This window comes from Vibrio gelatinilyticus (genome assembly GCF_022836845.1).
Classification (GTDB): Bacteria; Pseudomonadota; Gammaproteobacteria; order Enterobacterales; family Vibrionaceae; genus Vibrio; species Vibrio gelatinilyticus.
Map to the genome: position 1 here is coordinate 30,777 of NZ_JAJNNZ010000018.1, position 24,499 is coordinate 55,275.

Consider the following 24,499-nt stretch of genomic DNA (forward strand, 5'->3'; position numbering starts at 1 on the left):
ATTAAGAATTTGCGCGCAGTATATCACGACAAGATACGCAAAGAGGTAGGATGAAAAAGGCTCCAGTTAGGAGCCTGAAGACGGTTAGTCCTTGATCGGTACCACCAGTAAATCAACAGGCGAGGTATTGATAAGTTGCCTTGTGGATGAAAGCAATTTACTCCAGAAATCCTGATGATGACCACAGACCACAAGATCGATATTGAACTCCTTGATGGTGTCGGTCAGCTCATTGCTTAAATCGCCACTCCCGACCAGAGAGTGCTTCACTGGATAACTCGCGTAGTCAGCAAAAGCTTGTAACTGTGCCAGCGAGGCTTCCATTGTTTTATTTTGGTTCTCCGCAAGGTTTACGTCGATCAATCCAGTGTACAGCTCGGTATAGTTCACATCGATATGAATGAAAGAAAGCTCGGCATCAAGCGGTTTGGCTAAGGAGACTGCCTTATCGATGAGCAGTTTGCTTTCATCTGAGAGATCTAATGCGACTAAAATGTGTTTGTAACTCATGTGCAATGCTCCTTTTTGAATGTTCCAGTTAAAACATAGCACTTCACGCAAGTTTTTTTTGTTGTCAGGATCTCATTAACTGAGTGGATGACAGATGTGAATGTTGATCGTTGATATGGGCAGCTATCTACTGATTTTCCATTTGATTTTGAACTTTGATTTAAACGTAAATGTAGATGATATGGGGGCTACAAATGTGATACGCCATTCAACGACGAGCACACAAGTTGACTACCTGTTTATAAAGCATGGTATAGTAATTATTATTTAGCGCAGAAAATTAGGAGCTTCAAATGCTATCTCCATCCATGGTTGAACACTTGAATGAGCAAATAAATCTAGAATTTTTTTCATCCAATCTATACTTACAAATGAGTGCTTGGTGTGAAGACAAAGGATTCGAGGGTGCAGCGGAGTTTTTGCGAGTCCATGCTGTAGAAGAAATGGAGCACATGCAGCGCCTATTTACGTATGTTAGTGAAACGGGTGCGCTGCCAATCTTAGGTGCGATTGACGCTCCTAAACATGACTACAACAGCCTTGGTGACGTATTCCGTGAAACTTACGAACATGAGCAAATGATTACTGAAAAAATCAATAAGCTCGCTCATGTTGCTTTCACCGCTCAGGACTACTCAACGTTTAATTTTCTTCAGTGGTATGTTTCTGAGCAGCATGAAGAAGAAAAACTGTTTAAAGGGATTTTGGATAAGCTAGAACTTGTTGGTGAAAATGGTCAGGCTCTGTTTTTCATTGATAAGGACCTAGCACAGTTAGCAAAAGAAGGTTCTTCTTCCATTATGGATGCCTCTGCTGAGTAATATCAGCGACTAAAGTCGACCTGTCGTCTTTTTCTCTTGGGCATCTCGGAAGATGTAGGGAGGAAAAGATGATCAGTGGAGACACTATTTTATTAGTATTGATGTTAATCACTTCGGTCAATATGGCTCGGTATCTGACGGCACTACGCTCTCTCATTTTTATCATGCGAGAAGCGCATCCATTACTTTATCAACAAGTGGATGGCAGAGGTTTCTTTACCACTCATGGTAATATGGCAAAACAAGTGCGCCTGTTTCATTATCTGAAAAGCAAAGAATATCACCACCATCATGATCCTGTTTTTATCCAGAAATGCGATAGAGTAAGAGAGCTGTTTGTCTTGTCGTGTTCTTTGGTTGGGGTGAGCTTGCTTGCGGCGATGCTTCTTTAGCAGACCGCTTCGAGTCATTACATTGGCGTTTTGACACTAACGCGACATTGGTGTTAGGTGTGGGTTGTTGCTCAAACATTGCATTAGCAGAAAGAGTCGCTACAATAGCGCCAGATTGTATAAAGGATGTGCTTATCGGCACATCCTTTTTTGTTGAGAAACGCAAGTGAAAAGCTGGGAATGAGTGTGGCTATGAGTAATAAAGTTGACGTTGTCATTATAGGTGCTGGTGCTGCAGGCCTAATGTGCGCTGCTGAGGCAGGCAAACGTGGACGCAGTGTGCTGGTGCTTGATCACGCCAAAAAACCTGGACGCAAGATCTTGATTTCGGGAGGCGGTAAATGCAACTTTACCAACTACGATGTATCCGCCAACAACTTCCTCTGCCAAAACCCTCACTTTGTTAAGTCGGCTTTGTCTCAGTACACTAACTGGGATTTCATCTCCATGGTCAGCAAATACGCTATCGATTTTGAAGAGCGCGATCATGGTCAGCTGTTCTGCCTTGAATCGGCCAAAGACATCGTCAAGATGCTGCTAGCGGAATGCGAAGCACCCAAAACGCAGTTTCGTTATCAAGTTGATGTACATAGTATCGCAAAAACCTCAACGGGTTTTTCGTTGCACGCAGACACCGATGTGATCGAATGTAAATCGTTGGTGGTTGCGACAGGTGGTTTGTCTATGCCCAAATTAGGTGCGACGCCATTTGGTTACAAGATCGCCCAGCAATTTGGTTTAGAAGTCATCCCCACGACCGCAGGGCTGGTTCCATTTACCTTGCATAAGGAAGACAAAGAAGACTTCGCTGAGCTGTCAGGCATCGCGATCCCTGCTGAGATCACCGCCAACGATGGGACACTCTTTAAAGAAGCCTTGCTCTTTACCCACAGAGGTTTGTCAGGCCCGTCGGTGTTGCAGATCTCGTCTTTTTGGAAGCCGGGGCAAAATGTATCAGTCAATCTAGTGCCTGAGGCCGATATTGATGAATTACTGTCGAATTCTTTGGAAAAACATCCAAATCAGAGCCTGAAAAATACCCTGGCGCGAGTACTGCCTAAGCGTTTGGTCGAGGTATTGATAGAACGTAAGGTGTTCGCAGATAAGCCGCTTAAGCAATACAATCCGAAAGAGCTCACGCAAATTCGCGAGTCCTTGGAAAACTGGAGTATTGCACCCAATGGTACAGAGGGCTACCGCACTGCGGAAGTGACCTTAGGAGGCGTTAATACCAACCACTTATCGTCGAAAACCATGCAATGTAAATCGGTAGAAGGGTTGTACTTTATCGGTGAAGTCATGGATGTGACTGGTTGGCTAGGCGGATACAACTTCCAATGGTGCTGGTCATCGGGCTTTGTCGCCGGTCAGCATGTGTAGTCGCTGTAATAGATAAGAAAACGCCGAGAAAAATCGCTCGGCGTTTTTAATGGTGATTACATTATCCATTTCCAGAGCGCTTGGCAGCTTATCTGTAAACATCAGAATGTCATTTAGCCGTGTAATTAAAGATGCTGTGAAGGATTATCAATTACCCATTCACTATAGCCAGTCATGGGATCGTGCTCTCTGCTAAAGCTGAGTTGTTCATATTGGTGAATAATGAGTTCTGCGGTGGTGTCGATGATGTTGCCCTCAAGAAGGTGCCCACCAAATACCTGACCACGAGAGTCGGCCACAGAAATGTGGATATGCTGGTGTTGTGGCGTGAGCGTGCCCATGATTGAGACGATTTCAAAGGGCTGCTGCAACGACAGTGTGCTTGTCGCGCCTGCGAGTCGAATATTGAGAGTTTGCAAACAACCCACGCACGAAGCGATGCTCCCTGCCTGGATCCGGTGTTGCGTCACGAGCGCTTGAATCTCGGACTTCAAATCCTGCCCCCTGGTTAAGCGAATCGCGATAATATCATTCATGCTCGTGGCGTCCTCCTGTCATGGCGTTGATTTTAATGTGAGGCGGCATGAAAGAGCCTCAAACCGACTCAAGAAACATTAAGCTTTGCGTCGCTTTATCTGCTGGACAATCAAACCAATCACAATGAGAACCAAACCAGCCAAGGTCGATGGATGGATTTCCTCACCAATGACATAGGCCAACAACATCAAAGAGATAAAGGGTGAGGCAAATATCAGGTTACTGATGCGAGCGGTATTTTGTGTCAGTTTGAGAGCACTCAACCACAACACAAACGTGATGCCCATTTCAAATAAGCCAACGTAGCCAACAGCAAGCCATCCTTTCAGGCTGATCGTTGACCACGCGGCACCCTCATAGAACGCCACGCCAAAAGCAAACGGAAGAGCGACTAAAAAACCGAGCAGTACACCAACAACGGGATCTGCCGTGTTTTTGGTGTTCAATATCCAATAGCCTGCCCAAAGTAGAGTAGAAAGCAGCGCAAGGCCAACACCAAGCGGACTGTCAAACTGCAGAGCCAGCACGTCGCCTTTGGTGGCAATCACCACAACGCCAAAATACCCCAGGGCACAAGCGAACCAATCTTGTGGTCGAATTTTCTGTTTTAAGAAAACAGCGGCCATCAAAGTTAGGGTAATGGCCCAACTATAGTTAATGGGCTGAGCTTGTGACGCTGGTAAAAGATCGTACGCTTTAAAGAGAATCAGATAGTAGGCAAAGGGATTAATCAGGCCCAAAACAACGTAATACCAAGGGTTGGAAGTAAAGGTATTAGCAAGTTGTGAGAGGGTGCCTTGATAAGCGCAAACCGCGATCAAAGCCAAAGTGGATGCAAGTGATGCTGCGGCTACCATCTGAGCTGGAGTAAATTCCGCCAACGTCAGTTTAAAAGCCGTGGCGACCGTTGACCAAAGCAGGACGGCAGCCAAGCCAAACAGCAGTGCATTACGTTCATTATGCATTATTGAATTCATAGTGTGGTGGTTCAGAATGTGAGCATCTTACCAGTGAATGTGAATCAACAAACGAAAAACTTTACCCAATGGTGCAGGAATAAATCGTCAGAGAGAAATGAGTGCAGGCAACGGTGAGAGATCGATCAGAGGCTTTTTTTGCCACTGTTGTTGGCCTGCAAATAATAGTATCGGTTGAAAGTTATCATGGCGCAAAGATGAGACATTGATGAGCGAATCAAGCGCGTAAAAACGGCGCACATAATGCTGGGTTTCTCTAGGTAAAGGCAGCTGGTGGAAAGGGGTGTTCGGAGAGGCTCTGAGAGTGCGCTGTACTCGTCCTTCCCCTGCGTTGTATGCCGCCAGTGTTAAGGTTAAATCCCCTTTAAACTTGCGATACAAAAACGCCAAGTACTGGATGGCAGCGTCAGTGCTGGGGGCTATTTCAAATCGCTCATCTCGTTGGTAAGAGACTTTCAAGCCAAAGCGCTTGGCCGTGGCAGGCATCAGTTGCCATAACCCCGCCGCCTTGGCTGGAGAAATGGCTTGTGGGTTGTAGGAAGACTCCAGCATTGGCACCAATACCAGATTGTCGGGCAAATCGTATCTGTCTAATTGTTTGAAGATCTCTTGCACCAAGGGGTCAAATTGTTGCAGCTTTTGCTCAATTTGACGTTGATAAGGACTCAACACATCGATGTGCGATTGAATGAGAGCATCGGGCAAGGCTGATGCGGCAGCAAACCGACAACCAAGAGTCACGCTCATGATTGTTATCAAGATCAGATGGTTAGCAGGATTTACCAGCACAGATCGCGATCGAATGATTAGAACTGGTTTTCACCATAGGCATGTTGAGGTTCTTGGGTCAGCTGCCCTAATAACTCGTGGAATGCCGCAGAGCTCTGGCCATTCTGGTTATTGTATTTTTGGCAATGTTTGATCAGAGTTTCTAGAGATTTCCACTGCATCTTTAGCGGTGTTTTGTGCTTGTCCGGTAGTGCGCGGATCAGCTTTTCAACCCCTTGCTCAGAGCTTGGTAAGTGCAGTTGCTGTAGGCAACGAGAACGCTCGGCTGCACTGCGCCCTAGCTGCTTAAGAATAGGCAGTTGTTGGTGGATGTTTTCACTGAGTGCTTCGCCATCAAACTTGAGGTACAAAACACTCTGATCTTGGAGTAGATGAAGTAGCTGCTTGTAGTGCTTAATGTCCTCGTTAATCGAGAAAATAAAACGTTGCACTAGCTGTGTCTTTGTCTCGGCCATTCATCGTACTCCTTGAAACTATAGATATATTGGAGCAAGCGACGCTTCGGCTTATTCATGACCTGTGTGAAAGCGCATGACGGCTTGAGACAAAGATTTTACGTCTAAGCCCAATTCACCCTTAACCAAAGCATTACGAACTTGCTCGACTTTCGCCATGTCGACATCAGGTAGCTTTGCCATATCAGCTTGCGCTTTATCCAATGCCGCAGTGTTTGCATTTAATGCGGGCTCGGATACTGGCTTGCTGCTCACGCTTGCGCTTGGCTTTCGGCTCGCTTGATCAAGTTTGGTTTGTGGAACGTGGCCACCCGCAACTTTGTCGATTTTCATTGCTCACTGTCCTGTATTTGTGTCGTTACCAGTATAGGGCGACAAGTGGACAAAATAGATTAAACATTTTGTCCACTTTTTTGTGAAAATTATGGAACCACCATCAAATCTACGTTGGTGAACTGACCAAAGCAAAGGGATTGGGTGTTGCCATCATCTTCTATCATCGTCGTATCTGGCAACTGAAACACAAGTTGCATGGTTTAGTTTGTACTAAAAACATTTTCGAGTGGCGAGGTGACATCTTCAATTTTGATACCTTGAGTCAAGTAATTGAACTCAAATCCGCCATTAGAAATGAACTTGCTTACATATAATAAATGGAAAAATCTAAGTTTTAAAACTGTGTGTGCACCTGGTTTAATCCGCTGACCACGGCGCGAATGACTTTTTTTGAGCGTAAGTTTTGAACATCGATTTGGTCGCCTCGACTTCCACGCTCCAGAGCGATGCCTTTCGTGGACGCATTAAAGCCATCTTTAGAGGCGATAATGATCACTTCATTGCCTTTTTGAACCAGAGGGGGCGCAATTAAAAGCGCACCGTCCAACACTTGTCCTGAGCGTATGCGACGTGTTGGTCTTTGCCCTGCGGCATCTGCAACAGAAGTTAAGAAGTCTGTTGCGCGAGATAAGGTACGGGTTTCGAGTTTGAGCTCTTTTGCTGAGATTTCCTCATCACGATTTAATGTTGACTGCGCCACCACGACAGGCAGCGAAAGCACTGACTTAACCGTGACGTTCAATCGCCAATCATGACTGCCATCATCGCAACGCACCATGCGTTTAAGATTACCAACAGGAATGGTCTGATGATTTCGCCCTTCGATAACTAAATCAGAGTGGCATAAAGGCAGATGCTTGACCGAACTGGGTACCCATAGCGTAAATTGAGCCTGATATTGCTGCCAATGGCGCTGGCTGGCCAATATCGACAGCTCTTCATTTAACTGCGCAGTCACCGCCTGCTCAATGAGATCTTGGTTCATAGTCGCCGTATTGGCGAGACTGAACGACATTCCAAAGACCCAGCCTGCGAGCAAGATCACCAGTCGTTTTATGTCGGAACTCATCACTTCCCCTTGTGGTTTTAACGCTTCCGATAAACGGAAGTTCAACTTCCCTTTGTTTTTTAAGTTGTTGAATTTTAAATGTTAATTTTATGGCACGTATCTTGAAGATACCTTTGGTAACTTATGCCGACTTAAGGAAAGCAGCATGGCAATCAACTTTAACAATGCACTTGGCGTCCATCCAGATGCTTTAAATTTTCGTGTTGAACGCACCAAGGTCCTGGCCAGTAATCTAGCAAATGTTGATACGCCTGGATACCTTGCTAAAGATTTGAGCTTCAACACGGTGATGAGCCAGATGAAGCCAAACGGTGTGAACACGCCAGTGCCAAAGTTGGATGTATCCGCTAAATATTCAATTCCTTATCAAAACAGTAAAGACGGCAATACGGTTGAGCTTGGCGTAGAGCAAGCCAAGTTCACTCAAAACAACATGGATTTTCAAACTAGCCTGACCTTTCTCAACATGAAGTTTAGCGGGCTGGCAAAAGCGATAGAAGGACGTTAATCATGGCATTTTCTGATATTTACTCCATTGCTGGCTCTGCGATGACCGCGCAGACCGTCAGACTTAACACGGTGGCAAGTAACTTAGCCAACGCCGATGCAGTGGCAGCCAACCCAAATGATGCTTACAAGGCGCTTAAGCCGGTGTTTGCAACGGTATACAGCCAGACACAATTGGCCGCGGGTGAAAATGTGTACCCGAACGCCGAAGTGCGCATCGTTGATGTGGTGCAGCAGCAGGGGCAAGCCGATAAGCGCTTTGAACCAAATAACCCGCTCGCCAATGAAGAAGGGTATGTGTTTTACCCTGATATCGATGTTGTGACCGAAATGGCCGACATGATGTCAGCCACTCGCAGTTTTGAAACCAATGTAGAAGTGCTCGCCAACGTTAAAAGCATGCAGCAAGGTTTGTTGAGATTAGGAGAAGGACGCTAATGAGTATTGCTCAATTTACCGCACTGACGTCAGACACACCACCCGCGGCGCAAGCCGATGTGGCAGTACAAGCGAACCCGCAAGACATGAACAGTGGTACTGCACTGCAAAATGAATTCATCACCCTGATGGTGGCTCAAATTCAAAACCAGGATCCACTGAACCCTCTAGATGGTACCGAGTACGTTAGTCAGCTCGCTCAGTTCTCGCAAGTGCAAAGCATGGAGAACATGTCGGGTTTGATGCAAAACAGCATGGTGCTGCTCGACAACATGCAGGTACTGACCACGGCTGGTTTAGTCGGTCGCACGGTATACGCAGTGGGGAATGAGTTTGAATTGGGTGAAGGTACCCAGGGTGGCCGCATAGAGCTTGAGCACTCATCGAGCCAGGTGACGTTAGAAGTCACCGATGAGTTCGGTAACAAGACCGAAGTCCCTCTTGGCGCACACCCAGCAGGGGATGTGGATTTTTCCCTTAACCCTGAAGAGCTTGGCCTAGAGCCAGGTAAATACACGGTGTCTGTCAAAGTTCAAGAAGGACAGTCAGATCCCACTATTTTGCTCGCGGGTGAAGTGGAGCAGGTCAGAATTCCGAGTAACGGTGGCGCAGCAATGGTGCACATTGCTGGCGTAGGCAGCGTACCGTTCTATCAAATAAGTCAGTTTGGTGCTTAACCCACCCCGTACTTACTCAATTAATAACAAGGATTAGGGAACATTATGAGCTTTGATATCGCATTAAGTGGCCTGGATGCCACCAATACTCAACTTAATACCATCAGTAACAACATCGCTAATGCATCCACGTACGGCTTCAAAGGATCGCGTACTGAATTCTCATCGGTGTATAACGGCTTACAGGCTGGTGGTGTACAAGTGGCTTCGATCTCACAGAACTTCGATAAGAATGGTTCTGTGACGGGCACTGGCCGAGCAATGGATTTGGCGATCAATGGCAACGGTTTCTTTGTGACGAAAGACACGGCAGGTCAAGTTCAGTACACCCGTTCAGGTGTATTTGGCACTGATAAAAACAACTTTGTGGTTAGCAATACAGGCTCGAAGCTGCAAGGTTATGCGGTGGATGGCAACAATAATCTGCTGAGCGGCTCTATTGGTGATATTCAAATCAGCACCGCGTCACTGGGCGCAAAAGCCACGGACAATCTGGACTTTGTTGCTAACTTTGATGCAAGTTCATCGGTAATTGACCAAGCGGTTAACCCATTTGACCCTGCCGATCCAAACTCTTTCAACTCATCTTATACCAGTAAGGTATACGACTCATTGGGTAACTCGCACACCGTGACGCAGTACTTCACTAAAACGGCTGACAACACGTGGCAGGTCAATGTAGAAGTTGATGGTGCTCCGACCGTACCCGCGACAACTCAAGCGGTGTCTTTTAACCCTGACGGTACCCTTGCCGCACCAGCAACGCCATTTAACATCGCTTTCCCTGCAGCGGGCGCTAATGGCATGAGCATCGACATTAGCCTAGCAGGCAGCACGCAATTTGGTGCGTCATTTGGTGTAAGCACCAACAACCCGAACGGTTACACTTCGGGTGATCTGACAGGTGTTCGCGTTGAAGATAACGGCATGGTTTACGCCACTTACACCAATGGTCAATCGCAGCTGCAAGGCCAAGTGGTGCTAGCCGAATTTGCCAACCCACAAGGCTTAGCGAATGTAACAGGAACGGCTTGGACACAAAGTTTCAGCTCAGGTGCGCCAATTATCGGTGTTCCGGGCACAGGCATACTGGGTGATTTAACACCAGGAGCTTTGGAAGGTTCGAACGTTGACCTAACCTCTGAATTGGTTGGTCTGATGACCGCGCAACGTAACTACCAGGCGAACGCGAAAACCATTTCGACGTCAGACAAATTAACACAAGCACTGTTTAACGCAGTTTAAGGTTTTAAGACATGGACAGTTTGCTATTTACCGCAACCACAGGGGCAAGTCGAGTTCTTAAAGCTCAACATGTTCGTTCGAACAACTTGTCGAACGCCGACACCGCAGGCTTTCGTGCTGACATGGAACGAGTACAAAGCGTTCCGCTGCAAGGCTCCGGTTTTGATGGCCGCACTATGGTGGTTACGAACTCGGCGGCGACACGATTTGATTCTGGGGATGTAGTGAAAACAGGCCGTCCACTTGATATTGCCATCATGGGTGACGGTTACATTACGGTGCAAACACCCGATGGGAATGAGGCATACACCCGTGCTGGTAACATCAAGGTCGATCAACAAGGGGCATTAAGCATCAACGGCTTTGCCGTGATTGGTGACAATGGCCCGATGGCCTTACCTGAGTTTCAAAAAGTGGAAATAAGTGAACGTGGACGCGTTTCTGTCGTCCCTCCAGGTGGTGGCGCCGAAGTGGAAGTCGGGCAACTAAAATTGGTTAAGCCTGACATCACTCAACTGCAGAAAGAGAGTGACAGCCTACTGCACAGTGTCGATGGGCAACCTTTTGCTGCAGATGCGACGGTGAACTTAGCACCTGAGCATATTGAAGGCAGTAACGTGTCAGCCATTGATGAGCTAATGAACGTGATGTCACTGACGCGTAACTTCGAAATGCAAGTACGCATGATGAAAACCGCAGAAACTCTGGCGCAAGCTGGCAACAAATTAATGAGCGCTCGATAAGCATAGGCTTATTGAACGTACCAAGGAGAAGTACACATGCATTCAGCACTCTGGGTCAGTAAAACAGGGATGGCCGCTCAAGACACCAAAATGACGGCAATTTCCAACAACTTAGCCAACGTGAATACCGTTGGCTTCAAGCGCGATCGCGTTGTTTTTGAAGATCTGTTTTACAGCATTCAACGTCAACCAGGGGCGCAGGTTGACCAGGTTAACCAATTGCCAACAGGGGTACAGCTGGGTAGTGGTGTTCGTGTGGTCGGCACGCAAAAAGTGTTTACCCAGGGCAGTGCGCAAAACACAGGGCAAGAGCTGGATCTGGCGGTCATGGGACAGGGTTTCTTCCAGATCGAAAACTCAGATGGGCAAATTATGTATACCCGTAATGGTCAGTTTCATGTCAACTCAGAGGGTTTAATGGTGAATAGCCAAGGCCTGCCGCTAGAGCCTCAGGTGCAAATTCCCGAAAATGCGTTGAGCCTGTCCGTGGGTTATGACGGCACCGTTACTGCCACTACGGCAGACAGCACCGTTCCGCAAAACCTGGGACAAGTGACCCTAGCGAAATTTGTTAACCCAGCGGGCCTTGAAGCGGTCGGCGGCAACCTGTTTAAACAAACTGAAGCCAGTGGTCAAGCGGAAGAACTGATCCCGGGCGAAGAAGGCTCTGGCAGCATCAAACAAGGCGCATTGGAAGGTTCTAACGTACAAGTGGTTGAAGAAATGGTGGATATGATCACCACGCAACGTGCTTACGAGATGAACGCCAAAGTGGTTTCGGCCGCGGATGATATGTTGAAGTTTGTAGCACAAGCACTGTAGTTCGGTAGTAGGTTAAAGGATAGTACGATGAGATGGCTTTCTAGAACATTTGCGATGTCGGTATTGCTGGTATTAGTGGGGTGCGCGACTCGCCCAGAGTTTGTGCCGCCAGAGCCTGATGATCAGGATTACGCGCCGCCGAAGTTAGACTATGCCTTACCACAGGCAAAAGATGGAAGCCTCTATCGTCACCAGTACACCATGACCCTATTTCAAGACCGCCGCGCCTATCGCGTTGGTGATGTCTTGACCGTTTTGCTGGCAGAAGAAACCCAATCAAGCAAAAAAGCCGATACCCGCTTTGGTAAGTCTTCGAATGTCGATTTTGGCGCGGCAACCATTGGTGGTACCACCATCGATGGCACCAAGGTTGGCATTGAAGGTAATCGCTCCTTTGATGGTGGCTCGGCAAGCTCGCAAGGTAACAAGCTTGAAGGTGCAATTACCGTCACGGTACACGAAGTACTCCCTAGTGGCGTGCTGCGCATCAGTGGTGAAAAGTGGATCCGCCTCAACCAGGGTGACGAATTTATTCGTGTGACAGGAATTGTGCGCATCGATGATGTGGATCGCTACAATCAGGTCTTTTCTCATCGCATTGGTGATGCGCGCATTACCTACTCAGGGCGTGGTGCCTTAGCAGACAGTAACTCAGCGGGTTGGTTAACTCAGTTCTTCACTAGCCCATGGATGCCGTTCTAATGAAAAAACAGACAACATTTTTAACCACTATTTTGCTTGTTGTGTCGTTAGGGTTTGCTGCGACGGCTCGGGCGGAAGTGGAAATTCCGATCATGGATCTGGTCGATGTGCAGGGCATTCGGAGCAACCAATTGGTCGGCTACGGTCTGGTGGTTGGTTTAGACGGTCAAGGCGATCGAAATCAAGTCAAATTTACCGCGCAATCCATCATTAATATGTTGCGCCAATTTGGGGTGCAAATCGATGATGCTTCTAATCCAAAATTGCGTAATGTCGCCTCAGTGAGTGTGACCGCAACCGTGGATCCAATGGCAGGTCCAGGTCAGACACTGGATATTGTGGTGTCATCGATTGGTGATGCAAAAAGCTTGCGAGGCGGTACGTTACTATTGACCCCTCTGCGCGGTGTCGATGGTGAAGTCTATGCTGTGGCTCAAGGTAACCTGGTGATTGGTGGTGTCTCTGCAGAGGGACGCAGTGGTTCGAAAGTTGCGATAAACACCCCAACGTCGGGACGGATCCCCAACGGTGCAACGTTAGAGCGTGAAATCCCGTCTGACTTTAACTCGCGTGACAACATTACCCTAAACTTGCGCAAACCAAGTTTTACCACAGCGAAAAATATTACTCGTGAGATCAATGCGATGTTTGGCCCGGAAGTGGCGGTCGCAATCAGTAAAGGTCGCATTGATATGCGCGCACCGAAAGACTCTCAGCAGCGCGTCACTATGATGTCGATGCTAGAAGAAATGAGCGTGGTGGAAGGTCGTAAACCAGCCCGTATCGTATTCAATTCTCGTACTGGCACAGTGGTGGTTGGTCAAAACGTAAAAGTGAGTGAGGCAGCAGTGAGTCACGGCAACTTGACCGTCACTATCTCTGAATCGCAGCGTGTGAGTCAACCCAATGCTTTTGCCGATGGCGATACGGTGGTGGTCGAACAATCTAAAGTTGGCATTAGTGAAGAGCAGGCTCAGATGGTGATTTGGCCTCCGGGTACTGAACTCAATACCATAGTGAATGCAGTAAACAGTTTAGGTGCGACACCAACAGACTTAATGTCGATCTTACAAGCATTGCACGAAGCTGGCGCTCTCAATGCTGAACTTGTAGTGATATAGGAGGCGGTATGACGATTGATGGAATGAACGACCAAGCTAAGGTCAACAGCGTGCTCTATCACGATAATGCCGCACTAACGAACATCAAGCACAGCTCGCAACAAGAAGGTGCCTTGGAAACGGTTGCTGGGCAGTTTGAAGCGATGTTTTTGCAAATGGTGTTAAGGCAGATGCGCAGCAGCAGTGATGTGCTTGCCGATGAAGACAGCCCATTTGCCAGTCAGCAACAAGGCGTATTTCGTGACATGTACGATGGACAATTGGCGATCGAAATGGCGAAGAAGCAGAATTCTGGTATCGCAGACATGTTGGTCAAACAGTTAAGCCCTTCTCACGCCGACGTTCAGTTTGAACCTAAGTCTGCACAGGCACTTTCATCGGCTAACGAACCTATGCCAATGACCGCTAATTTGGAAGGCAAATCACACGATGCTCAAGTGAGCGTTAACTCGGCACCGCTATCGGTCGCCTATAACAATACACCCCTGCAGGATGCGGCTTTCGGAGCCGCATTCTCGCAACCTTTAATTAGGACAACGGAGCAAGAATTACTATGAGTATGGTGAATATTGCACTTTCTGGTTTAAACGCCAATCGAGTGGCGATGAACGTGACGGCACAGAATGTCGCCAATGTGAATACACCAGGGTACAGCAGACAGCAGGCGCTAACGGCCGCTGTTCATGGTGGTGTATCCAATGCGCAGAGCCCCGGCATGGGGGTCGAGGTGACGAGCATTCGACGTGTCACCGATCAATTTGTAGTGAAACAGACATGGTCAACCAATACCATGTCGTCTTACGCAGAAAAATTCACTACCAACATGAGCCTGCTGGAAAATACTTTAGGGGCTGACGGCTTTAGCCTTTCAGCTGGCCTTGATAGTCTTTTTGCTTCGCTGCATGACGCGACCACAAAACCCGAATCTATCCCTCTGCGTCAGCAAATTATTAACGAGTCAGAAGCATTATCAAGACGCTTTAATACGCTAAACGAGTCTTTGTACAACCAGCACAAAGACATGAGCGATCAGCGTACGGCTGCTGTGGCTCATGGCAACAGCTTGATTGAAAACATCGCAGAGGTGAACAAAAAGATTGTCGAGATGCAAGGCACCGGTGGCAACCCTGCCCAGCTCATGGACACCCGAGATGCCCTAGTGGGTGAACTGTCTAAAGTGATGGAAGTAAGAACCACCGAACAAGCTGATGGCAGCATTCAAGTGGCGCTGGCTTCTGGGCAGCCGCTAGTCATGGGAGGGGATTTTGGCCAGCTAAAAGCCACGCCTGATCCGACAGACCCATATTTGGCCGATATGCATATAGAGTTTGCCAAGCAGACGTTCGCAATTGCCGATTCGGTGGGTGGTCAACTTGGCTCAATCAATGATTACCAAACAGAAGTGCTCAAACCTTATCAAACCGCGATTGATGACATGGCGCGCTCGTTGGCTGATGAATTTAATGCAGTACTGGCAACAGGTACCGACCTTAATGGCAACCCTGGTGCGCCGCTGTTTACCTACGATCCGGCAAACCCAGCCGCGAGCTTAGACATTACCAATCTCAAAGCCGCTGAATTGGCGTTTTCGTCAGACGGCACGCCGGGTAACAGTGACGTGTTAAAAGATCTCATTGATATCAGTAGCAAGCCCGTCGCGATTACCGGCTTTGGCTCGTTGTCTTTGAACGATGCTTTTACTGCTATGGTGGGCGAAACCGCCATCAAAGCTCGTCAGGCAGAGGCCGATTATCAGGCGAAAAACTCAATGAGTGAACAAGCGATTGCGGCGAGAAATAACCTGAGTGCGGTTAATAGCGATGAAGAAGCTGCCAACCTGATGACATTTGCCAACGCGCACAACGCCAACATGAAAGTCATAAGTACAGCGAATCAACTGTTTGATTCGGTTATTCAGTTGTTCTAGGAGCGACCATGAGAATTAGTGATACTCAATTTAGCCAAATGATGATGCAAAGCTTGCAGAGTAACAACGCAGGTTTGGGTAAGGTAATGCAACAAATGGCCACGGGTGATCGCCTCACCAAGTTATCTGATGACCCGATGGCGTCTATCCGCTTGCTCAACCTTGATCGAGAAGGCAGTGCCATTAATCAATACCAGCGCAATATCGAAAACGTAAAAACGACACTCTCTAGCCAGGAAGTGTATTTGGATTCCGCAAATGAAGGCCTAAAGAGCATGCGGGAGTTAGTGTTGTGGGGTGCAAATGGCACCCTGACTGACGAGGACCGTGCAGGTATGGTTGCGGAGCTTGAAAGCTTAAAAGATGCTTTAGCAGCTTCTTTTAATGCCCAGGATGAAGAAGGAAACTATCTGTTCTCTGGCACCAAAACAGACACACCGTCGATTTCAAATGGTGGCGGCGGTTACGTACTCGATGGCAACAGTGACAAACGCATAGTGACCGTGGCTAAGGGCGTGACCATGGAGTCAAATTTGACTGCGCAAGATATTTTAGATCTTGGGGGCGGCGCCAATGTACTCAACCAGATTGACGCACTGATTGTCGAATTTAAGAACCCGAGTCCAAATTTTCAAACGGAAGTGGGTGACACACTAGATGCGATCGATGATACCTTGGCTAATGTGCTAGGGGCGATGACCACAATTGGTGGGCGTCACAATAATCTGGATCTTATGGACAGCGCTCACGGTGATAACCAATTGTTTGTCGATAAAGTTTCTAGTGATCTCTCAGCACTGGATTACGGTGAGGCTTCGGTGCGCTTGAGTAACTACATGGCTGCGTTACAAGCGACACAAGCCAGTTACATGAAAATCAATGATTTATCATTATTTGATCGACTATAAAGAAAGGATATCAGCATGGCAGTGAGTACGGTTGAAGTCAGGCCGCACAGTGTAAGATTAACCGGGCAAGAGGCGGCAACGATAGCGCCTTCCCAAGCCTCTAATTCGGCCACCTCACTGACCCAGCGCTACCTTAAACCTCAGGCTGACATGACGTCGGCCTATTCCTTATCTGGCGTTCTACTCACCCAGGGGCAGCAACACGCCACGTCAGTGCAGATCGCCAGTAAAGCGCTCCAGAGTGTCGGTCGCGAGCTGACCATGGTTAAGCGAAACTTAACCCAAGCCATGGGGCGTAACGTGAGCTCCAATACGGGACTAAATGAGAGTTTATCCCAGTCAAAGCGTCAGATCGTCGGTACGCTTGAACGAGCACGTTTTGATGGGCAACGCGTCGTGGATAACGAGCTGCGCCTAAAACTCGATAGCGCTGATGTCAGGCGTTTTTCTGTGCCGGGACTCAATGTTCATCGTTTGAGTGATAAGCCTGAACAGGTGCGCTTGGACTTTCCACAGGGCGGATCGGTCATGATGCGTTTTGACGGTGATGCAGACAGTGCTAAGACCATTAAAATGCTTGATAGAAACCTGATTCCAATGGGGATGAGAGCTTCCCTTGCCGCTGACGGTACTGTGCTATTCGAAGCAAAAGAATCGGCATTTAACCAAATGCAGCAAAAGGTGATGGTGACAGGTCAAGGGCACCGCTTTCCCGCAGGGCAAGCGAATGTGTTTGGTATCAAGGCTGAGCCAGATGGTATTGCAGAGCTGCAGTTTGATACCGGTTCGCGTGAGGGCATTAAGCAGACCATTGTTAAGGTTAATCAGCACATTAAACAGGTGCAATTGAGCCTAGAAGATGCCAAGCAATTTAATAGCCAGCTTAATCAGCAAATGCACAAAATCCAAAGACAATCTAACGTGGTTTCTGAGCAGCAAGTGACTCAGAAATTGCAGCAAATCCAATCCCTATCCAATGACTTCACCTCGACCTTTCAGGCTGTCAATGCCCAGGCAAACGTAAGACGACACACAGTGGTCGCATTGCTTAAGTAACCCCCTCAACAAAACACTCTACGAGCACAAACTGATGCGTCACTGTCACAAGTGACGCCGCTAAAGTACATTTTCACATAGCGTATTCCCGTGCTGAAACACTACTGCACTCAATAAGGTGACCATTGCAGATGGTGCAGGCATGCTATCAATCGGCTATGTGTCGTCCTTGTATCATTTAACTACGATTCTCTTGTAAAGATGTTCTTAAGAGAGGGCCATTAGATCAAAAAGAAAAAATAGAGAAAACAGATAAAGGCCAGCAAAGTGGCTGATAAGGTTGGATAGATGATGTGGGAATCTTGTTTACCAGTGCGTTGAAAGCACAGAAAACTAAGTAAAATATTGTAGACCACTAACAGTAAACTGATCATGGTACCGCTTCGCAGAGACAGCGAAGTGAGCTGTGAGAGGAACATCGCCAACAAAACATAATCGATCACAATCAGCCACATAAAGGCTTTTTGTAAGCTGTCCTTTTTGTCGTGTTGAATGTGTGGTTGAGTTTGGCGCATAGCAAACTGACCCTAGTTAGCAAATAATGAAGACAACAGCTCTCATCGCGCAACGCCAGATAGGCGCCGCACTGATAAGCTCATGAAAATGCTAAAACTCTTGAGAGTTCTGTGTGCCGCTTTCTGGCAGTATAGAATAGCGAATCGTATCTTGCCTCAAAACAGGCTGATTAAAGATGGCTTTTTCTTTGGCCTGATTCAATTCACTGTCTTGCTGGTTGCCAAATAGGGTATCGAGGACCTGGGCTGCTGGTGTGGTCAATACGAACAACTCGATGCGGCGGTTTTCACTTGAGTCAGGTTCTGCAGGGTTGAGTAAGGCGCGATCTGACATGCCTGTGACTTGCATCACCCGAGTTTCTGGCATGCCACCGGCAACCAGAGTTTGACGAGCAATATTGGCGCGAGTCGCGGATAGCTCCCAGTTAGAAGTGTGGCCAAAACGTTTCTTAAACTGCGTTGAATCAGTGTGACCACTTATGATGATTGGATTTTCAACACGTTGAAATACTGGCGCAAACGCGAGTAATAAGTCTTCGAAGAAAGGCGTTAATGCAGAGCCGCCGCGATCAAACATGTGCTGTTTGTAGTCGTCTTGCAGCACGACACGTAGGCCTTGTGGTGTTATGGTGACATGTACATTGCCTTGAGCACTGATCTGCTTGGCTACGTGATCAATCACTTGTGCTAATACCGCAAGCTGCTCTTGAGTATCAAACGTGCCGGGGATTAAAGAATCGCTCTCAGGGCCATTACGGTCACCGTTGAAAAATGACGTCACTACATGGTTAGAGTCATGCTTGCTTGGCACCGAAGAATTCGATGCCAAGTCGATAGGCGATAAACTTTGAGACGTATCAAAAGGGTTACCACTACCTTGGTCAAAGACACTGGCCATTTGCAGATGAGCCACAATCGCTTTGCGCTCATCTTTATCAACGACCTGCATAACCCACAGAACCAGGAATAGCGACATAAGAGCAATCATAAAGTCCGCAAACGCGACCTTCCAGGCGCTACCATGAGATTGTTCGTGGCTTCTTCGAGAAGCGCGCTTAAAGACCACATGCTCTTGTTTTTGCATTATCCCTCCTGTTCAGCTAGCCACTTCTCCATTTGATTAAATGTCGGTTTGATGTCTAGCTGAATGTGTTTACGGCCTGCATCGATAGCTAACAATGTCGGCTTTTTGGCTACATACGCAACCAAAGTGGCGCGGATGCAGTCGAACGCGGACATGTCTCGCTTAACTCGTTGAGCCATGGCGTTACTTGCAGGGTCTAAACAGCAGTAACAGCCAAAAATTCCTAAAAATGTACCTACAAGAGCAGCGGCGACATGGTAGCCAATTAAAGCAATAGAGCCATCAATCGCCGACATTGTGATGATGATGCCTCCCACGGCGGCAAGAATACCAAATCCAGGGAGTGCCTCTGCTGTGCGCTGCATTGAGCGAGAAGGGAGTAATAAGTCTGCTTCTATCGCTTCAATTTCTTGTTCAAGTAAGCCCTCTAATTCATGAGGCGACATTTGTCCCATTGCCATTAAACGTAAATTGTCGGTAATGAAAGAAACCAAGCGATAATCTTGGCGAACCAGCGGATAACGGGCAAATATCGGGCTCTGTTCTGGGTTTTCGATGTGTCGGTCTAACGCTTTGAAGCCACCACTGCGCACGGTTTCTAACAGCGCCTGCAATAGAGCCATGAGTTCCATATAGAACCCAGCTTCGTCTTTTGGCGGAGAAACGATGGCGCGCAGCTGTAGGCGCATCTCTTTGAGCACCTGAGGTGGGTTGCCGACAATTAGAGAGCCAACCGTAGCGCCAATAATGATCAGGAATTCAGCAGGTTGCCAAATTGCTGCCATTTTGCCTCCGGCCCAAACGTAGCCGCCGAAGACACAAATCAAAATGATGATTGCGCCAGTAAACTTTTGCATATCTGACTCCTAACAGGATAAATGGTGATTGAGTTGTTTTAGCGCTTGTTTGTGGAGCTGACAGATCCGAGGTGGTGTCAGTTCTAGCACAAGAGCGATTTCATGTAAGTTAAGATCGTGCTGATAGAACAGGGTGAGAAGCAGTTGCTCGCGTTTGGCCAATTTGCTCAGCGCCACTTCAAGACTGCGGCGCATGTGCTCATGATTGACCCCATCAAAAGCATGATCCGATTGAGCTTCAAAGCCAGTTTCCAGCAGTTGATCTAAGCTTTGCATTTCACCGGCAAGCGACGCATTCAGCCGGGATTGATAGTCGGCGTTGTCAGTGCCAAGCGCGGCAATGATTTCAGCGTCAGAAGGTGGTCGACCCAAAGCCTTGGTTAAATCTCGAGTGATGTCATTGAGCTCATGCGCTTGCTGCCGTGTTTTTCGAGAACGCCAGTCGAGTCGCCTTAACTCGTCGAGAATCGCGCCACGAATACGGCACACGGCATAGGCCGGAAAGTTAGGGTCGTCGATATTGCCGTAGCGTCGACCGGCTTCAAGTAAGCCAATCAGGCCAATTTGCTGCATGTCTTCGTAGCTGCAATGCGTTGAAGTGTGATTACGCAGTTGATTGACCACTCTTTTGACCAAGATTTGATGCTGGTTGAGCAGTTTATTCTCATCAATAGCTGGCGAGGAGGACGCAACGTCATTGTCCTGGCCATAGCTATCGGTTAGGTTCATATCCAGCATAAGCCCCCTTACTGCACAACGTATTTGGTCAGCAAAATATCATCAATGTCACGCACGACATCGGTTCTTGCGAAGGCATCAAGGACCGTCTGCTTCACCTCGGCCTGCAGTTTTTCTATCTTGTCTGCACCATGCAGGTCATCGTAGGTCTTTTGACTAAATAACTTTAAAACCGCATTGCGAACCACAGGCATGTAGTTGTCGATCTTTTCGATTCGGTCAGGACGGCTGGTTTCTACCGCCATTTCGAGCATGACGAAGTGAGTTTGTTTTTTACCTTTAACGCTAAGCACCAGCTTTTCCAGTGGGTGGAAACTTGGTCCTTGGTAGCTGCTACTCTTGTCTGTTAAAAAGGAAAAAGGTGAGTCTGATAGCTCTGAACTCGGCGAGTTTTTAAAATACCATGCTGCGCCAAACACAGTGGCACCAGAGACCACCACGCTGGTGATAATCATCATAATAAACATGGCGAAAAATTGTGGTTTCGTCATCATTGCTTTCCTTGTTATGACACTAAGCTTGGGTATTTAGCCAGTGCTCAGATTGAGTAAATGTGGTGCTATCGTCATGGTGGTTGTTGGCAGAGAACACGGTTATATCATCGTCAGATTGTGGGTCGTGTTGTCCTTCTCGTCCTTTGTCTGAACCCACATTCACTTCGACATGAACGAAATTTTGGTTTTGCAGTTCGGCTCTTAATCGTTCTGATACTTGCATCAAAGCTTCGCGAGTCGCCGCGGTGTTGGCATTGATTTGTACGCTCAACCTGTCACCCTCAACACGAACCATCAGATCGAGTTTGCCCAGATCGGGCGGGTCAAGGCGTATCTTCGCTTCTTGAAGATTTTGCTGTGCTTGCAGAGTGACGCGATCGTTAAGCACTTGCAGCATCTGCTCGCCCCATTTTCCTGCACTGGTGTCGACACGAACGCTGGCCCACTCAGCACTTGTTGTCGCAGATGTTGTTGCCAGAGCCTGAGATGGTGGAGAAGCGAGATCATTAACCACATTGGCTGAGCCGTTTGCGACCGCCGCTATCGCTTGCAGTGGTGTTTGCAGTGCCGGTTGTGAAGAGAGAGCACTGACACCTTCAAGATTCATTAATCTATTTGGCCCGGCCTCTTTTGCGGTATGAACAATGCTGTACTGCATTTGGCTGAGGCTGCGCTCATGGCTCACTTGATCAAGGTTGATGGATGGATTGGCAAAAGCGCTCATGGAGGTGCGAGTTTGTGATGCCAAGCCTCGCTCAAACGTTTGTTGACCAAAAGCCATCAGGGGCTGAGTAGATTGCGCTCTTGTTTCACCAAATTCACCAAACCCTATGGTAAGGGATGCGATGAGCTGCTCGTCTGCATTAGTCTCGCTTTCTGCTTTGCGAGTATGATTATCTATACTCGTATCCTTGCCTTTAGACTGTGCAGATGAGCGCTGTTCATTTAAACGAAAAGCGGCCTCTGAACCGGATGGCTCGCCAGTGGATTGGGCCGGTTGGACGTTGTGCTCTTTAGCGTCTGCAGTGTTTCGGTTGCCCGAGTTGTGGTTTGCCGGCTGCGTTAACGTTGTATCTATCATCGCGATTACTCCAAACTCATTGCTAGCTGATACGCCAGAGCACCTTCACGCTGTTCGCCCAGATTCTTGAGCTGTCCTTCAACCTCTTTTGCCGCCGCTTCTAACGCTTCAAAGGCGTTTTTATGTGCCTCTTTCGCCTTGTTGATTTCTGGGGCTAAACGAGGGTCATGGAGGTATGGCCTATGGGTGGTCAAAAGCTCACGAAGCTGTAAGTCGTAGCGCTTTAGAGCATTCCAATCCTGGGTTTTAGTCGCGACCTGGATCAGATGAGACAGGTGACGAAATCGCTCCGGAGAGACTTTATGCTTGCTTGCCAAAATTCAGCCATCCTTCTCGTATGTTGCTCATTACTCGCTCGACATTACCAAGCTTGTCTACGTCGTTCTGTACGCTTGCTTGATAGAGCTCTAGCTGACAAAACTCATACAACTGGTGTAGATTCTCAGCTACTTCGCCCCCTGTTTCGGTATCGAGCGCGCTGTCTAGACCAACGAGGATGTTCATACACTTGCTGATCCCTGCGCCTTTTTGCTCGAGTCGCCCAGCTTCAATGTGGCCGCGCACGCGTTCAACTTCGTCTAGCAGCCCGTCAATGAGCATCACCACCAGTTGGTGTGGGTTGGCCGAGGCCGCCTGCGCGTCTAAGTCGACCTGTTGATAGGAATCATAGCCAGAATCCATTAGCATAATTGTTCTCTCCTAACTTTGACCAAACATGCTCATGGTTTGGTTCATTTGCGTCATTAGTATGTTCATTTGAGTAAATTGTTTTAGATAGCGGTCGTACGACATATCGTATTTACGCTCTAAGCCCACTTGTTTATCATCAATACGCGAGATGTTCTGCTGCAAGGTATCTTTGCGATTGCTGAATAAGCCACTGTTACTCATGAGAAATGGTTCGGCCATGGTATCGATGGAATCGAGCAGGTTGCCATCACCATTAAACATCGCTTCTAGAGCAGCGCTATTGTTGTTTTGAGCGTCAGAAAATTTAGCAGCATCGAGTTCCATTTTACCTTCACGGTTAATGGTAATACCGACGTCATTTAGACTTAAGCCATCATATTCCCCACGAATCAAACTGGTCAGTTGACTATCAATGGAACGCAGTGTGGGATCGTTTGCCAGTACCCCACGAGCTGAATCTTCACCACCGATATTGGTGAAGTCAGATAGCGTTGTCGCCAATGTGTTGTAAGCATCGATAAAGTTATTGATTTGCTCTTTGGTGGCTTCATCATCAGGGCCAATTTTCAGGGTAATCGGTGCTTCACCGGAGGTTTGAGCGTTACTGACTGTGAGATCCACACCATCAATGACACCGGTAAAGGTGTTGCTGCTGTTCTCAAGCTTAAGACCTGTGCCTTCAGCGCCAAGCCAAATCACTGCATCTTTAGCAACGCTGATGTCGGTGGTGTTGGTAAAGGCATCTTCAAACCAGGTTGCGCCAGTGCCCGAAGCGGTGACATTGATTTGATTAGCCACTCCGGTTTCTTCGCTCGATAACATAAAGTGCGTCTGGCCATTAGAGCGCACTAACGTGGCGTTGACCCCTGGGTTGTCAGGGTCGTTATTGATCGCTGACACCAAGTCACTGATGGTGGCTTTACCGTCGGCATCGGTATCTACCGTCGACAAGTCGAGCGTCATGGTTTGACCATCAACGGTAAACTCTAGGGTGCCCGTGGTTGGAATTTCAGTGGATGGATCAAGATCGGCGGGCATGCCCGTCGAAAGCTGATGAGCCGTGGCGATTTGCTCGACAAAAATTTGATAGCTGCCCGTCATGGCGCTGGCATTGGCATTGGCCGAAAAATAGCCATCTTGCGATACGGTGGCACTGTTTTTAATGATGTTCGAGCTACTGCTGTTCATCGCATTTACAGCGGTGCGAAAATCTCTCAGTGCTGATTCAACCTTACCTAACGCCTCGAGCTGACCTTGATACTTATCAGACTGTATTTGATAGCGCTGTTGAAAAGCTTGAATGTCATAAGTTGCCAGCTGGGTTGCCATCGTTATTGGGTCAAATGAACTCATTTGATCGCTCCTTGTTTTTCAGTTAGGACATCTTGCGCCTAACGCTTATTAGTTGCAGAAATTGCGACTAATTGAATACGTTTAATCTCAACAATTACTACAAGATGTATGCCAGTTTAAATGTGCAATGTTTTCAGTGCTTTATGTTCTATTTGTTCTTTTGCGGAAGTTGAATTTCCGATGAGCGTTTCCGCAACTTCCACAATAATAGAGAGATTGTCAGTTAACTAAGGCGACGGCTTACTCAAAAAAGTTACTGATTATAGTGGGTTATG

Annotated in this window: 31 protein-coding genes; 15 read left to right on the plus strand and 16 right to left on the minus strand. The window is 47.7% G+C overall.

Annotated features, from left to right (window positions below; translation table 11 throughout):
• Positions 1–84 precede the first annotated feature (84 nt).
• A complete protein-coding gene (gene uspA / locus LNL84_RS17150) occupies positions 85–510 on the minus strand; it encodes a universal stress protein UspA (RefSeq protein ID WP_244358918.1) in 426 nt (141 codons plus the stop codon).
• A 293-nt stretch (positions 511–803) separates the two neighbouring features.
• On the opposite strand from uspA, the gene ftnA reads away from it, so the two are divergent.
• The 3 genes from ftnA to LNL84_RS17165 all read left to right on the plus strand — a co-directional run bounded on the left by ftnA (position 804) and on the right by LNL84_RS17165 (position 3,103).
• On the plus strand, positions 804–1,331 hold the full coding sequence (gene ftnA / locus LNL84_RS17155; protein WP_244358920.1) for a non-heme ferritin: 528 nt from the start codon (positions 804–806) through the stop codon (positions 1,329–1,331).
• A gap of 68 nt (positions 1,332–1,399) precedes the next feature.
• A complete protein-coding gene (gene uspB / locus LNL84_RS17160; RefSeq protein ID WP_244358922.1) occupies positions 1,400–1,723 on the plus strand; it encodes a universal stress protein UspB in 324 nt (107 codons plus the stop codon).
• A 192-nt stretch (positions 1,724–1,915) separates the two neighbouring features.
• Positions 1,916–3,103 carry a BaiN/RdsA family NAD(P)/FAD-dependent oxidoreductase gene (locus LNL84_RS17165; protein ID WP_244358924.1) on the plus strand — a complete coding sequence of 396 codons (1,188 nt, stop codon included), beginning with the start codon at positions 1,916–1,918 and terminating at the stop codon, positions 3,101–3,103.
• Between the two features lie 125 nt (positions 3,104–3,228).
• Here the strand turns inward: LNL84_RS17165 and LNL84_RS17170 are convergent, their stop codons facing one another.
• The 6 genes from LNL84_RS17170 to flgA all read right to left on the minus strand — a co-directional run bounded on the left by LNL84_RS17170 (position 3,229) and on the right by flgA (position 7,266).
• Positions 3,229–3,639, minus strand: coding sequence for a PPC domain-containing DNA-binding protein (locus LNL84_RS17170; protein ID WP_244358926.1), 411 nt, complete (start codon positions 3,637–3,639; stop codon positions 3,229–3,231).
• Between the two features lie 78 nt (positions 3,640–3,717).
• The gene (locus LNL84_RS17175; RefSeq protein WP_244358928.1) at positions 3,718–4,605 is read right to left on the minus strand and encodes a DMT family transporter; all 888 of its coding nucleotides are present in this window, start codon (positions 4,603–4,605) and stop codon (positions 3,718–3,720) included.
• Positions 4,606–4,704: 99 nt separating this feature from the next.
• Positions 4,705–5,364, minus strand: coding sequence for a lytic transglycosylase domain-containing protein (locus LNL84_RS17180; protein ID WP_244358930.1), 660 nt, complete (start codon positions 5,362–5,364; stop codon positions 4,705–4,707).
• A gap of 59 nt (positions 5,365–5,423) precedes the next feature.
• A complete protein-coding gene (locus LNL84_RS17185) occupies positions 5,424–5,861 on the minus strand; it encodes a flagellar protein FlgN (RefSeq protein WP_244358931.1) in 438 nt (145 codons plus the stop codon).
• Between the two features lie 51 nt (positions 5,862–5,912).
• Positions 5,913–6,194 carry a flagellar biosynthesis anti-sigma factor FlgM gene (gene flgM / locus LNL84_RS17190; protein ID WP_244358933.1) on the minus strand — a complete coding sequence of 94 codons (282 nt, stop codon included), beginning with the start codon at positions 6,192–6,194 and terminating at the stop codon, positions 5,913–5,915.
• Between the two features lie 337 nt (positions 6,195–6,531).
• A complete protein-coding gene (gene flgA, locus LNL84_RS17195) occupies positions 6,532–7,266 on the minus strand; it encodes a flagellar basal body P-ring formation chaperone FlgA (protein ID WP_244358935.1) in 735 nt (244 codons plus the stop codon).
• Positions 7,267–7,411: 145 nt separating this feature from the next.
• On the opposite strand from flgA, the gene flgB reads away from it, so the two are divergent.
• From flgB to LNL84_RS17255, 12 genes are read left to right on the plus strand one after another with little or no spacing between them, the layout of a single operon-like run.
• On the plus strand, positions 7,412–7,774 hold the full coding sequence (gene flgB / locus LNL84_RS17200) for a flagellar basal body rod protein FlgB (protein WP_244358937.1): 363 nt from the start codon (positions 7,412–7,414) through the stop codon (positions 7,772–7,774).
• A gap of 2 nt (positions 7,775–7,776) precedes the next feature.
• On the plus strand, positions 7,777–8,211 hold the full coding sequence (gene flgC / locus LNL84_RS17205; RefSeq protein ID WP_244358939.1) for a flagellar basal body rod protein FlgC: 435 nt from the start codon (positions 7,777–7,779) through the stop codon (positions 8,209–8,211).
• Positions 8,211–8,888, plus strand: coding sequence for a flagellar hook assembly protein FlgD (gene flgD, locus LNL84_RS17210; RefSeq protein WP_244358941.1), 678 nt, complete (start codon positions 8,211–8,213; stop codon positions 8,886–8,888). Before flgC ends, flgD begins: the two co-directional genes overlap by 1 nt.
• Before the next feature lie 45 nt (positions 8,889–8,933).
• Positions 8,934–10,133: a flagellar hook protein FlgE gene (gene flgE, locus LNL84_RS17215; protein WP_244358943.1), complete on the plus strand. Its 1,200-nt coding sequence runs from the start codon at positions 8,934–8,936 to the stop codon at positions 10,131–10,133.
• 11 nt (positions 10,134–10,144) lie between these two features.
• Positions 10,145–10,876 carry a flagellar basal-body rod protein FlgF gene (flgF, locus tag LNL84_RS17220; RefSeq protein ID WP_244358944.1) on the plus strand — a complete coding sequence of 244 codons (732 nt, stop codon included), beginning with the start codon at positions 10,145–10,147 and terminating at the stop codon, positions 10,874–10,876.
• 36 nt (positions 10,877–10,912) lie between these two features.
• On the plus strand, positions 10,913–11,698 hold the full coding sequence (gene flgG / locus LNL84_RS17225) for a flagellar basal-body rod protein FlgG (RefSeq protein ID WP_244358945.1): 786 nt from the start codon (positions 10,913–10,915) through the stop codon (positions 11,696–11,698).
• Between the two features lie 27 nt (positions 11,699–11,725).
• The gene (gene flgH / locus LNL84_RS17230) at positions 11,726–12,400 is read left to right on the plus strand and encodes a flagellar basal body L-ring protein FlgH (protein WP_244358946.1); all 675 of its coding nucleotides are present in this window, start codon (positions 11,726–11,728) and stop codon (positions 12,398–12,400) included.
• Positions 12,400–13,521 (plus strand): flagellar basal body P-ring protein FlgI, encoded by a 1,122-nt coding sequence (locus LNL84_RS17235; RefSeq protein WP_244358947.1) that lies wholly within the window; start codon positions 12,400–12,402, stop codon positions 13,519–13,521. The genes flgH and LNL84_RS17235 overlap by 1 nt, the downstream gene beginning before the upstream one ends.
• An 8-nt stretch (positions 13,522–13,529) precedes the next feature.
• The gene (locus LNL84_RS17240; protein ID WP_244358948.1) at positions 13,530–14,078 is read left to right on the plus strand and encodes a rod-binding protein; all 549 of its coding nucleotides are present in this window, start codon (positions 13,530–13,532) and stop codon (positions 14,076–14,078) included.
• On the plus strand, positions 14,075–15,448 hold the full coding sequence (flgK, locus tag LNL84_RS17245; protein ID WP_244358949.1) for a flagellar hook-associated protein FlgK: 1,374 nt from the start codon (positions 14,075–14,077) through the stop codon (positions 15,446–15,448). Before LNL84_RS17240 ends, flgK begins: the two co-directional genes overlap by 4 nt.
• An 8-nt stretch (positions 15,449–15,456) precedes the next feature.
• The gene (gene flgL / locus LNL84_RS17250) at positions 15,457–16,356 is read left to right on the plus strand and encodes a flagellar hook-associated protein FlgL (RefSeq protein WP_244358950.1); all 900 of its coding nucleotides are present in this window, start codon (positions 15,457–15,459) and stop codon (positions 16,354–16,356) included.
• 15 nt (positions 16,357–16,371) lie between these two features.
• Positions 16,372–17,412, plus strand: coding sequence for a flagellin (locus LNL84_RS17255; RefSeq protein WP_244358951.1), 1,041 nt, complete (start codon positions 16,372–16,374; stop codon positions 17,410–17,412).
• A 221-nt stretch (positions 17,413–17,633) separates the two neighbouring features.
• Here LNL84_RS17255 and LNL84_RS17260 read toward each other — a convergent pair whose 3' ends face one another.
• The 9 genes from LNL84_RS17260 to fliD form a co-directional block, all read right to left on the minus strand.
• Positions 17,634–17,927 carry a hypothetical protein gene (locus LNL84_RS17260; RefSeq protein ID WP_244358952.1) on the minus strand — a complete coding sequence of 98 codons (294 nt, stop codon included), beginning with the start codon at positions 17,925–17,927 and terminating at the stop codon, positions 17,634–17,636.
• 91 nt (positions 17,928–18,018) lie between these two features.
• A complete protein-coding gene (locus LNL84_RS17265; RefSeq protein ID WP_244358953.1) occupies positions 18,019–19,011 on the minus strand; it encodes a flagellar motor protein MotB in 993 nt (330 codons plus the stop codon).
• Positions 19,011–19,868 (minus strand): flagellar motor stator protein MotA, encoded by an 858-nt coding sequence (gene motA, locus LNL84_RS17270; RefSeq protein ID WP_244358954.1) that lies wholly within the window; start codon positions 19,866–19,868, stop codon positions 19,011–19,013. Before motA ends, LNL84_RS17265 begins: the two co-directional genes overlap by 1 nt.
• Positions 19,869–19,877: 9 nt before the next feature.
• Positions 19,878–20,606 carry a FliA/WhiG family RNA polymerase sigma factor gene (locus LNL84_RS17275; protein ID WP_244358955.1) on the minus strand — a complete coding sequence of 243 codons (729 nt, stop codon included), beginning with the start codon at positions 20,604–20,606 and terminating at the stop codon, positions 19,878–19,880.
• 8 nt (positions 20,607–20,614) lie between these two features.
• Positions 20,615–21,097, minus strand: a complete 483-nt coding sequence (locus LNL84_RS17280; protein WP_244358984.1) for a flagellar basal body-associated FliL family protein — start codon at positions 21,095–21,097, stop codon at positions 20,615–20,617.
• Positions 21,098–21,119: 22 nt separating this feature from the next.
• Positions 21,120–22,181: a flagellar hook-length control protein FliK gene (locus tag LNL84_RS17285; protein WP_244358956.1), complete on the minus strand. Its 1,062-nt coding sequence runs from the start codon at positions 22,179–22,181 to the stop codon at positions 21,120–21,122.
• Between the two features lie 5 nt (positions 22,182–22,186).
• The gene (locus LNL84_RS17290) at positions 22,187–22,498 is read right to left on the minus strand and encodes a LafD (RefSeq protein WP_244358957.1); all 312 of its coding nucleotides are present in this window, start codon (positions 22,496–22,498) and stop codon (positions 22,187–22,189) included.
• Positions 22,482–22,868: a flagellar export chaperone FliS gene (gene fliS / locus LNL84_RS17295; RefSeq protein WP_244358958.1), complete on the minus strand. Its 387-nt coding sequence runs from the start codon at positions 22,866–22,868 to the stop codon at positions 22,482–22,484. Before fliS ends, LNL84_RS17290 begins: the two co-directional genes overlap by 17 nt.
• A gap of 12 nt (positions 22,869–22,880) precedes the next feature.
• Positions 22,881–24,224 carry a flagellar filament capping protein FliD gene (gene fliD, locus LNL84_RS17300; protein WP_244358959.1) on the minus strand — a complete coding sequence of 448 codons (1,344 nt, stop codon included), beginning with the start codon at positions 24,222–24,224 and terminating at the stop codon, positions 22,881–22,883.
• Between the last annotated feature and the right edge of the window lie 275 nt (positions 24,225–24,499).

Bases quoted from the DNA above. Each gene is read 5' to 3' on its own strand.
- flgA (WP_244358935.1), bottom strand. From the start codon at position 7,266: ATGAGTTCCGACATAAAACGACTGGTGATCTTGCTCGCAGGCTGGGTC.
- LNL84_RS17185 (WP_244358931.1), bottom strand. From the start codon at position 5,861: ATGGCCGAGACAAAGACACAGCTAGTGCAACGTTTTATTTTCTCGATT.
- LNL84_RS17285 (WP_244358956.1), bottom strand. From the start codon at position 22,181: ATGATAGATACAACGTTAACGCAGCCGGCAAACCACAACTCGGGCAAC.
- LNL84_RS17165 (WP_244358924.1), top strand. From the start codon at position 1,916: ATGAGTAATAAAGTTGACGTTGTCATTATAGGTGCTGGTGCTGCAGGC.
- LNL84_RS17175 (WP_244358928.1), bottom strand. From the start codon at position 4,605: ATGCATAATGAACGTAATGCACTGCTGTTTGGCTTGGCTGCCGTCCTG.
- LNL84_RS17170 (WP_244358926.1), bottom strand. From the start codon at position 3,639: ATGAATGATATTATCGCGATTCGCTTAACCAGGGGGCAGGATTTGAAG.
- flgB (WP_244358937.1), top strand. From the start codon at position 7,412: ATGGCAATCAACTTTAACAATGCACTTGGCGTCCATCCAGATGCTTTA.
- LNL84_RS17265 (WP_244358953.1), bottom strand. From the start codon at position 19,011: ATGCAAAAACAAGAGCATGTGGTCTTTAAGCGCGCTTCTCGAAGAAGC.
- LNL84_RS17235 (WP_244358947.1), top strand. From the start codon at position 12,400: ATGAAAAAACAGACAACATTTTTAACCACTATTTTGCTTGTTGTGTCG.
- flgK (WP_244358949.1), top strand. From the start codon at position 14,075: ATGAGTATGGTGAATATTGCACTTTCTGGTTTAAACGCCAATCGAGTG.
- flgM (WP_244358933.1), bottom strand. From the start codon at position 6,194: ATGAAAATCGACAAAGTTGCGGGTGGCCACGTTCCACAAACCAAACTT.
- LNL84_RS17240 (WP_244358948.1), top strand. From the start codon at position 13,530: ATGACGATTGATGGAATGAACGACCAAGCTAAGGTCAACAGCGTGCTC.
- LNL84_RS17260 (WP_244358952.1), bottom strand. From the start codon at position 17,927: ATGCGCCAAACTCAACCACACATTCAACACGACAAAAAGGACAGCTTA.
- motA (WP_244358954.1), bottom strand. From the start codon at position 19,868: ATGCAAAAGTTTACTGGCGCAATCATCATTTTGATTTGTGTCTTCGGC.
- flgC (WP_244358939.1), top strand. From the start codon at position 7,777: ATGGCATTTTCTGATATTTACTCCATTGCTGGCTCTGCGATGACCGCG.
- LNL84_RS17180 (WP_244358930.1), bottom strand. From the start codon at position 5,364: ATGAGCGTGACTCTTGGTTGTCGGTTTGCTGCCGCATCAGCCTTGCCC.
- flgF (WP_244358944.1), top strand. From the start codon at position 10,145: ATGGACAGTTTGCTATTTACCGCAACCACAGGGGCAAGTCGAGTTCTT.
- flgE (WP_244358943.1), top strand. From the start codon at position 8,934: ATGAGCTTTGATATCGCATTAAGTGGCCTGGATGCCACCAATACTCAA.
- LNL84_RS17255 (WP_244358951.1), top strand. From the start codon at position 16,372: ATGGCAGTGAGTACGGTTGAAGTCAGGCCGCACAGTGTAAGATTAACC.
- flgD (WP_244358941.1), top strand. From the start codon at position 8,211: ATGAGTATTGCTCAATTTACCGCACTGACGTCAGACACACCACCCGCG.
- flgL (WP_244358950.1), top strand. From the start codon at position 15,457: ATGAGAATTAGTGATACTCAATTTAGCCAAATGATGATGCAAAGCTTG.
- uspB (WP_244358922.1), top strand. From the start codon at position 1,400: ATGATCAGTGGAGACACTATTTTATTAGTATTGATGTTAATCACTTCG.
- fliD (WP_244358959.1), bottom strand. From the start codon at position 24,224: ATGAGTTCATTTGACCCAATAACGATGGCAACCCAGCTGGCAACTTAT.
- flgG (WP_244358945.1), top strand. From the start codon at position 10,913: ATGCATTCAGCACTCTGGGTCAGTAAAACAGGGATGGCCGCTCAAGAC.
- LNL84_RS17280 (WP_244358984.1), bottom strand. From the start codon at position 21,097: ATGACGAAACCACAATTTTTCGCCATGTTTATTATGATGATTATCACC.
- uspA (WP_244358918.1), bottom strand. From the start codon at position 510: ATGAGTTACAAACACATTTTAGTCGCATTAGATCTCTCAGATGAAAGC.
- fliS (WP_244358958.1), bottom strand. From the start codon at position 22,868: ATGCTAATGGATTCTGGCTATGATTCCTATCAACAGGTCGACTTAGAC.
- ftnA (WP_244358920.1), top strand. From the start codon at position 804: ATGCTATCTCCATCCATGGTTGAACACTTGAATGAGCAAATAAATCTA.
- LNL84_RS17275 (WP_244358955.1), bottom strand. From the start codon at position 20,606: ATGCTGGATATGAACCTAACCGATAGCTATGGCCAGGACAATGACGTT.
- flgH (WP_244358946.1), top strand. From the start codon at position 11,726: ATGAGATGGCTTTCTAGAACATTTGCGATGTCGGTATTGCTGGTATTA.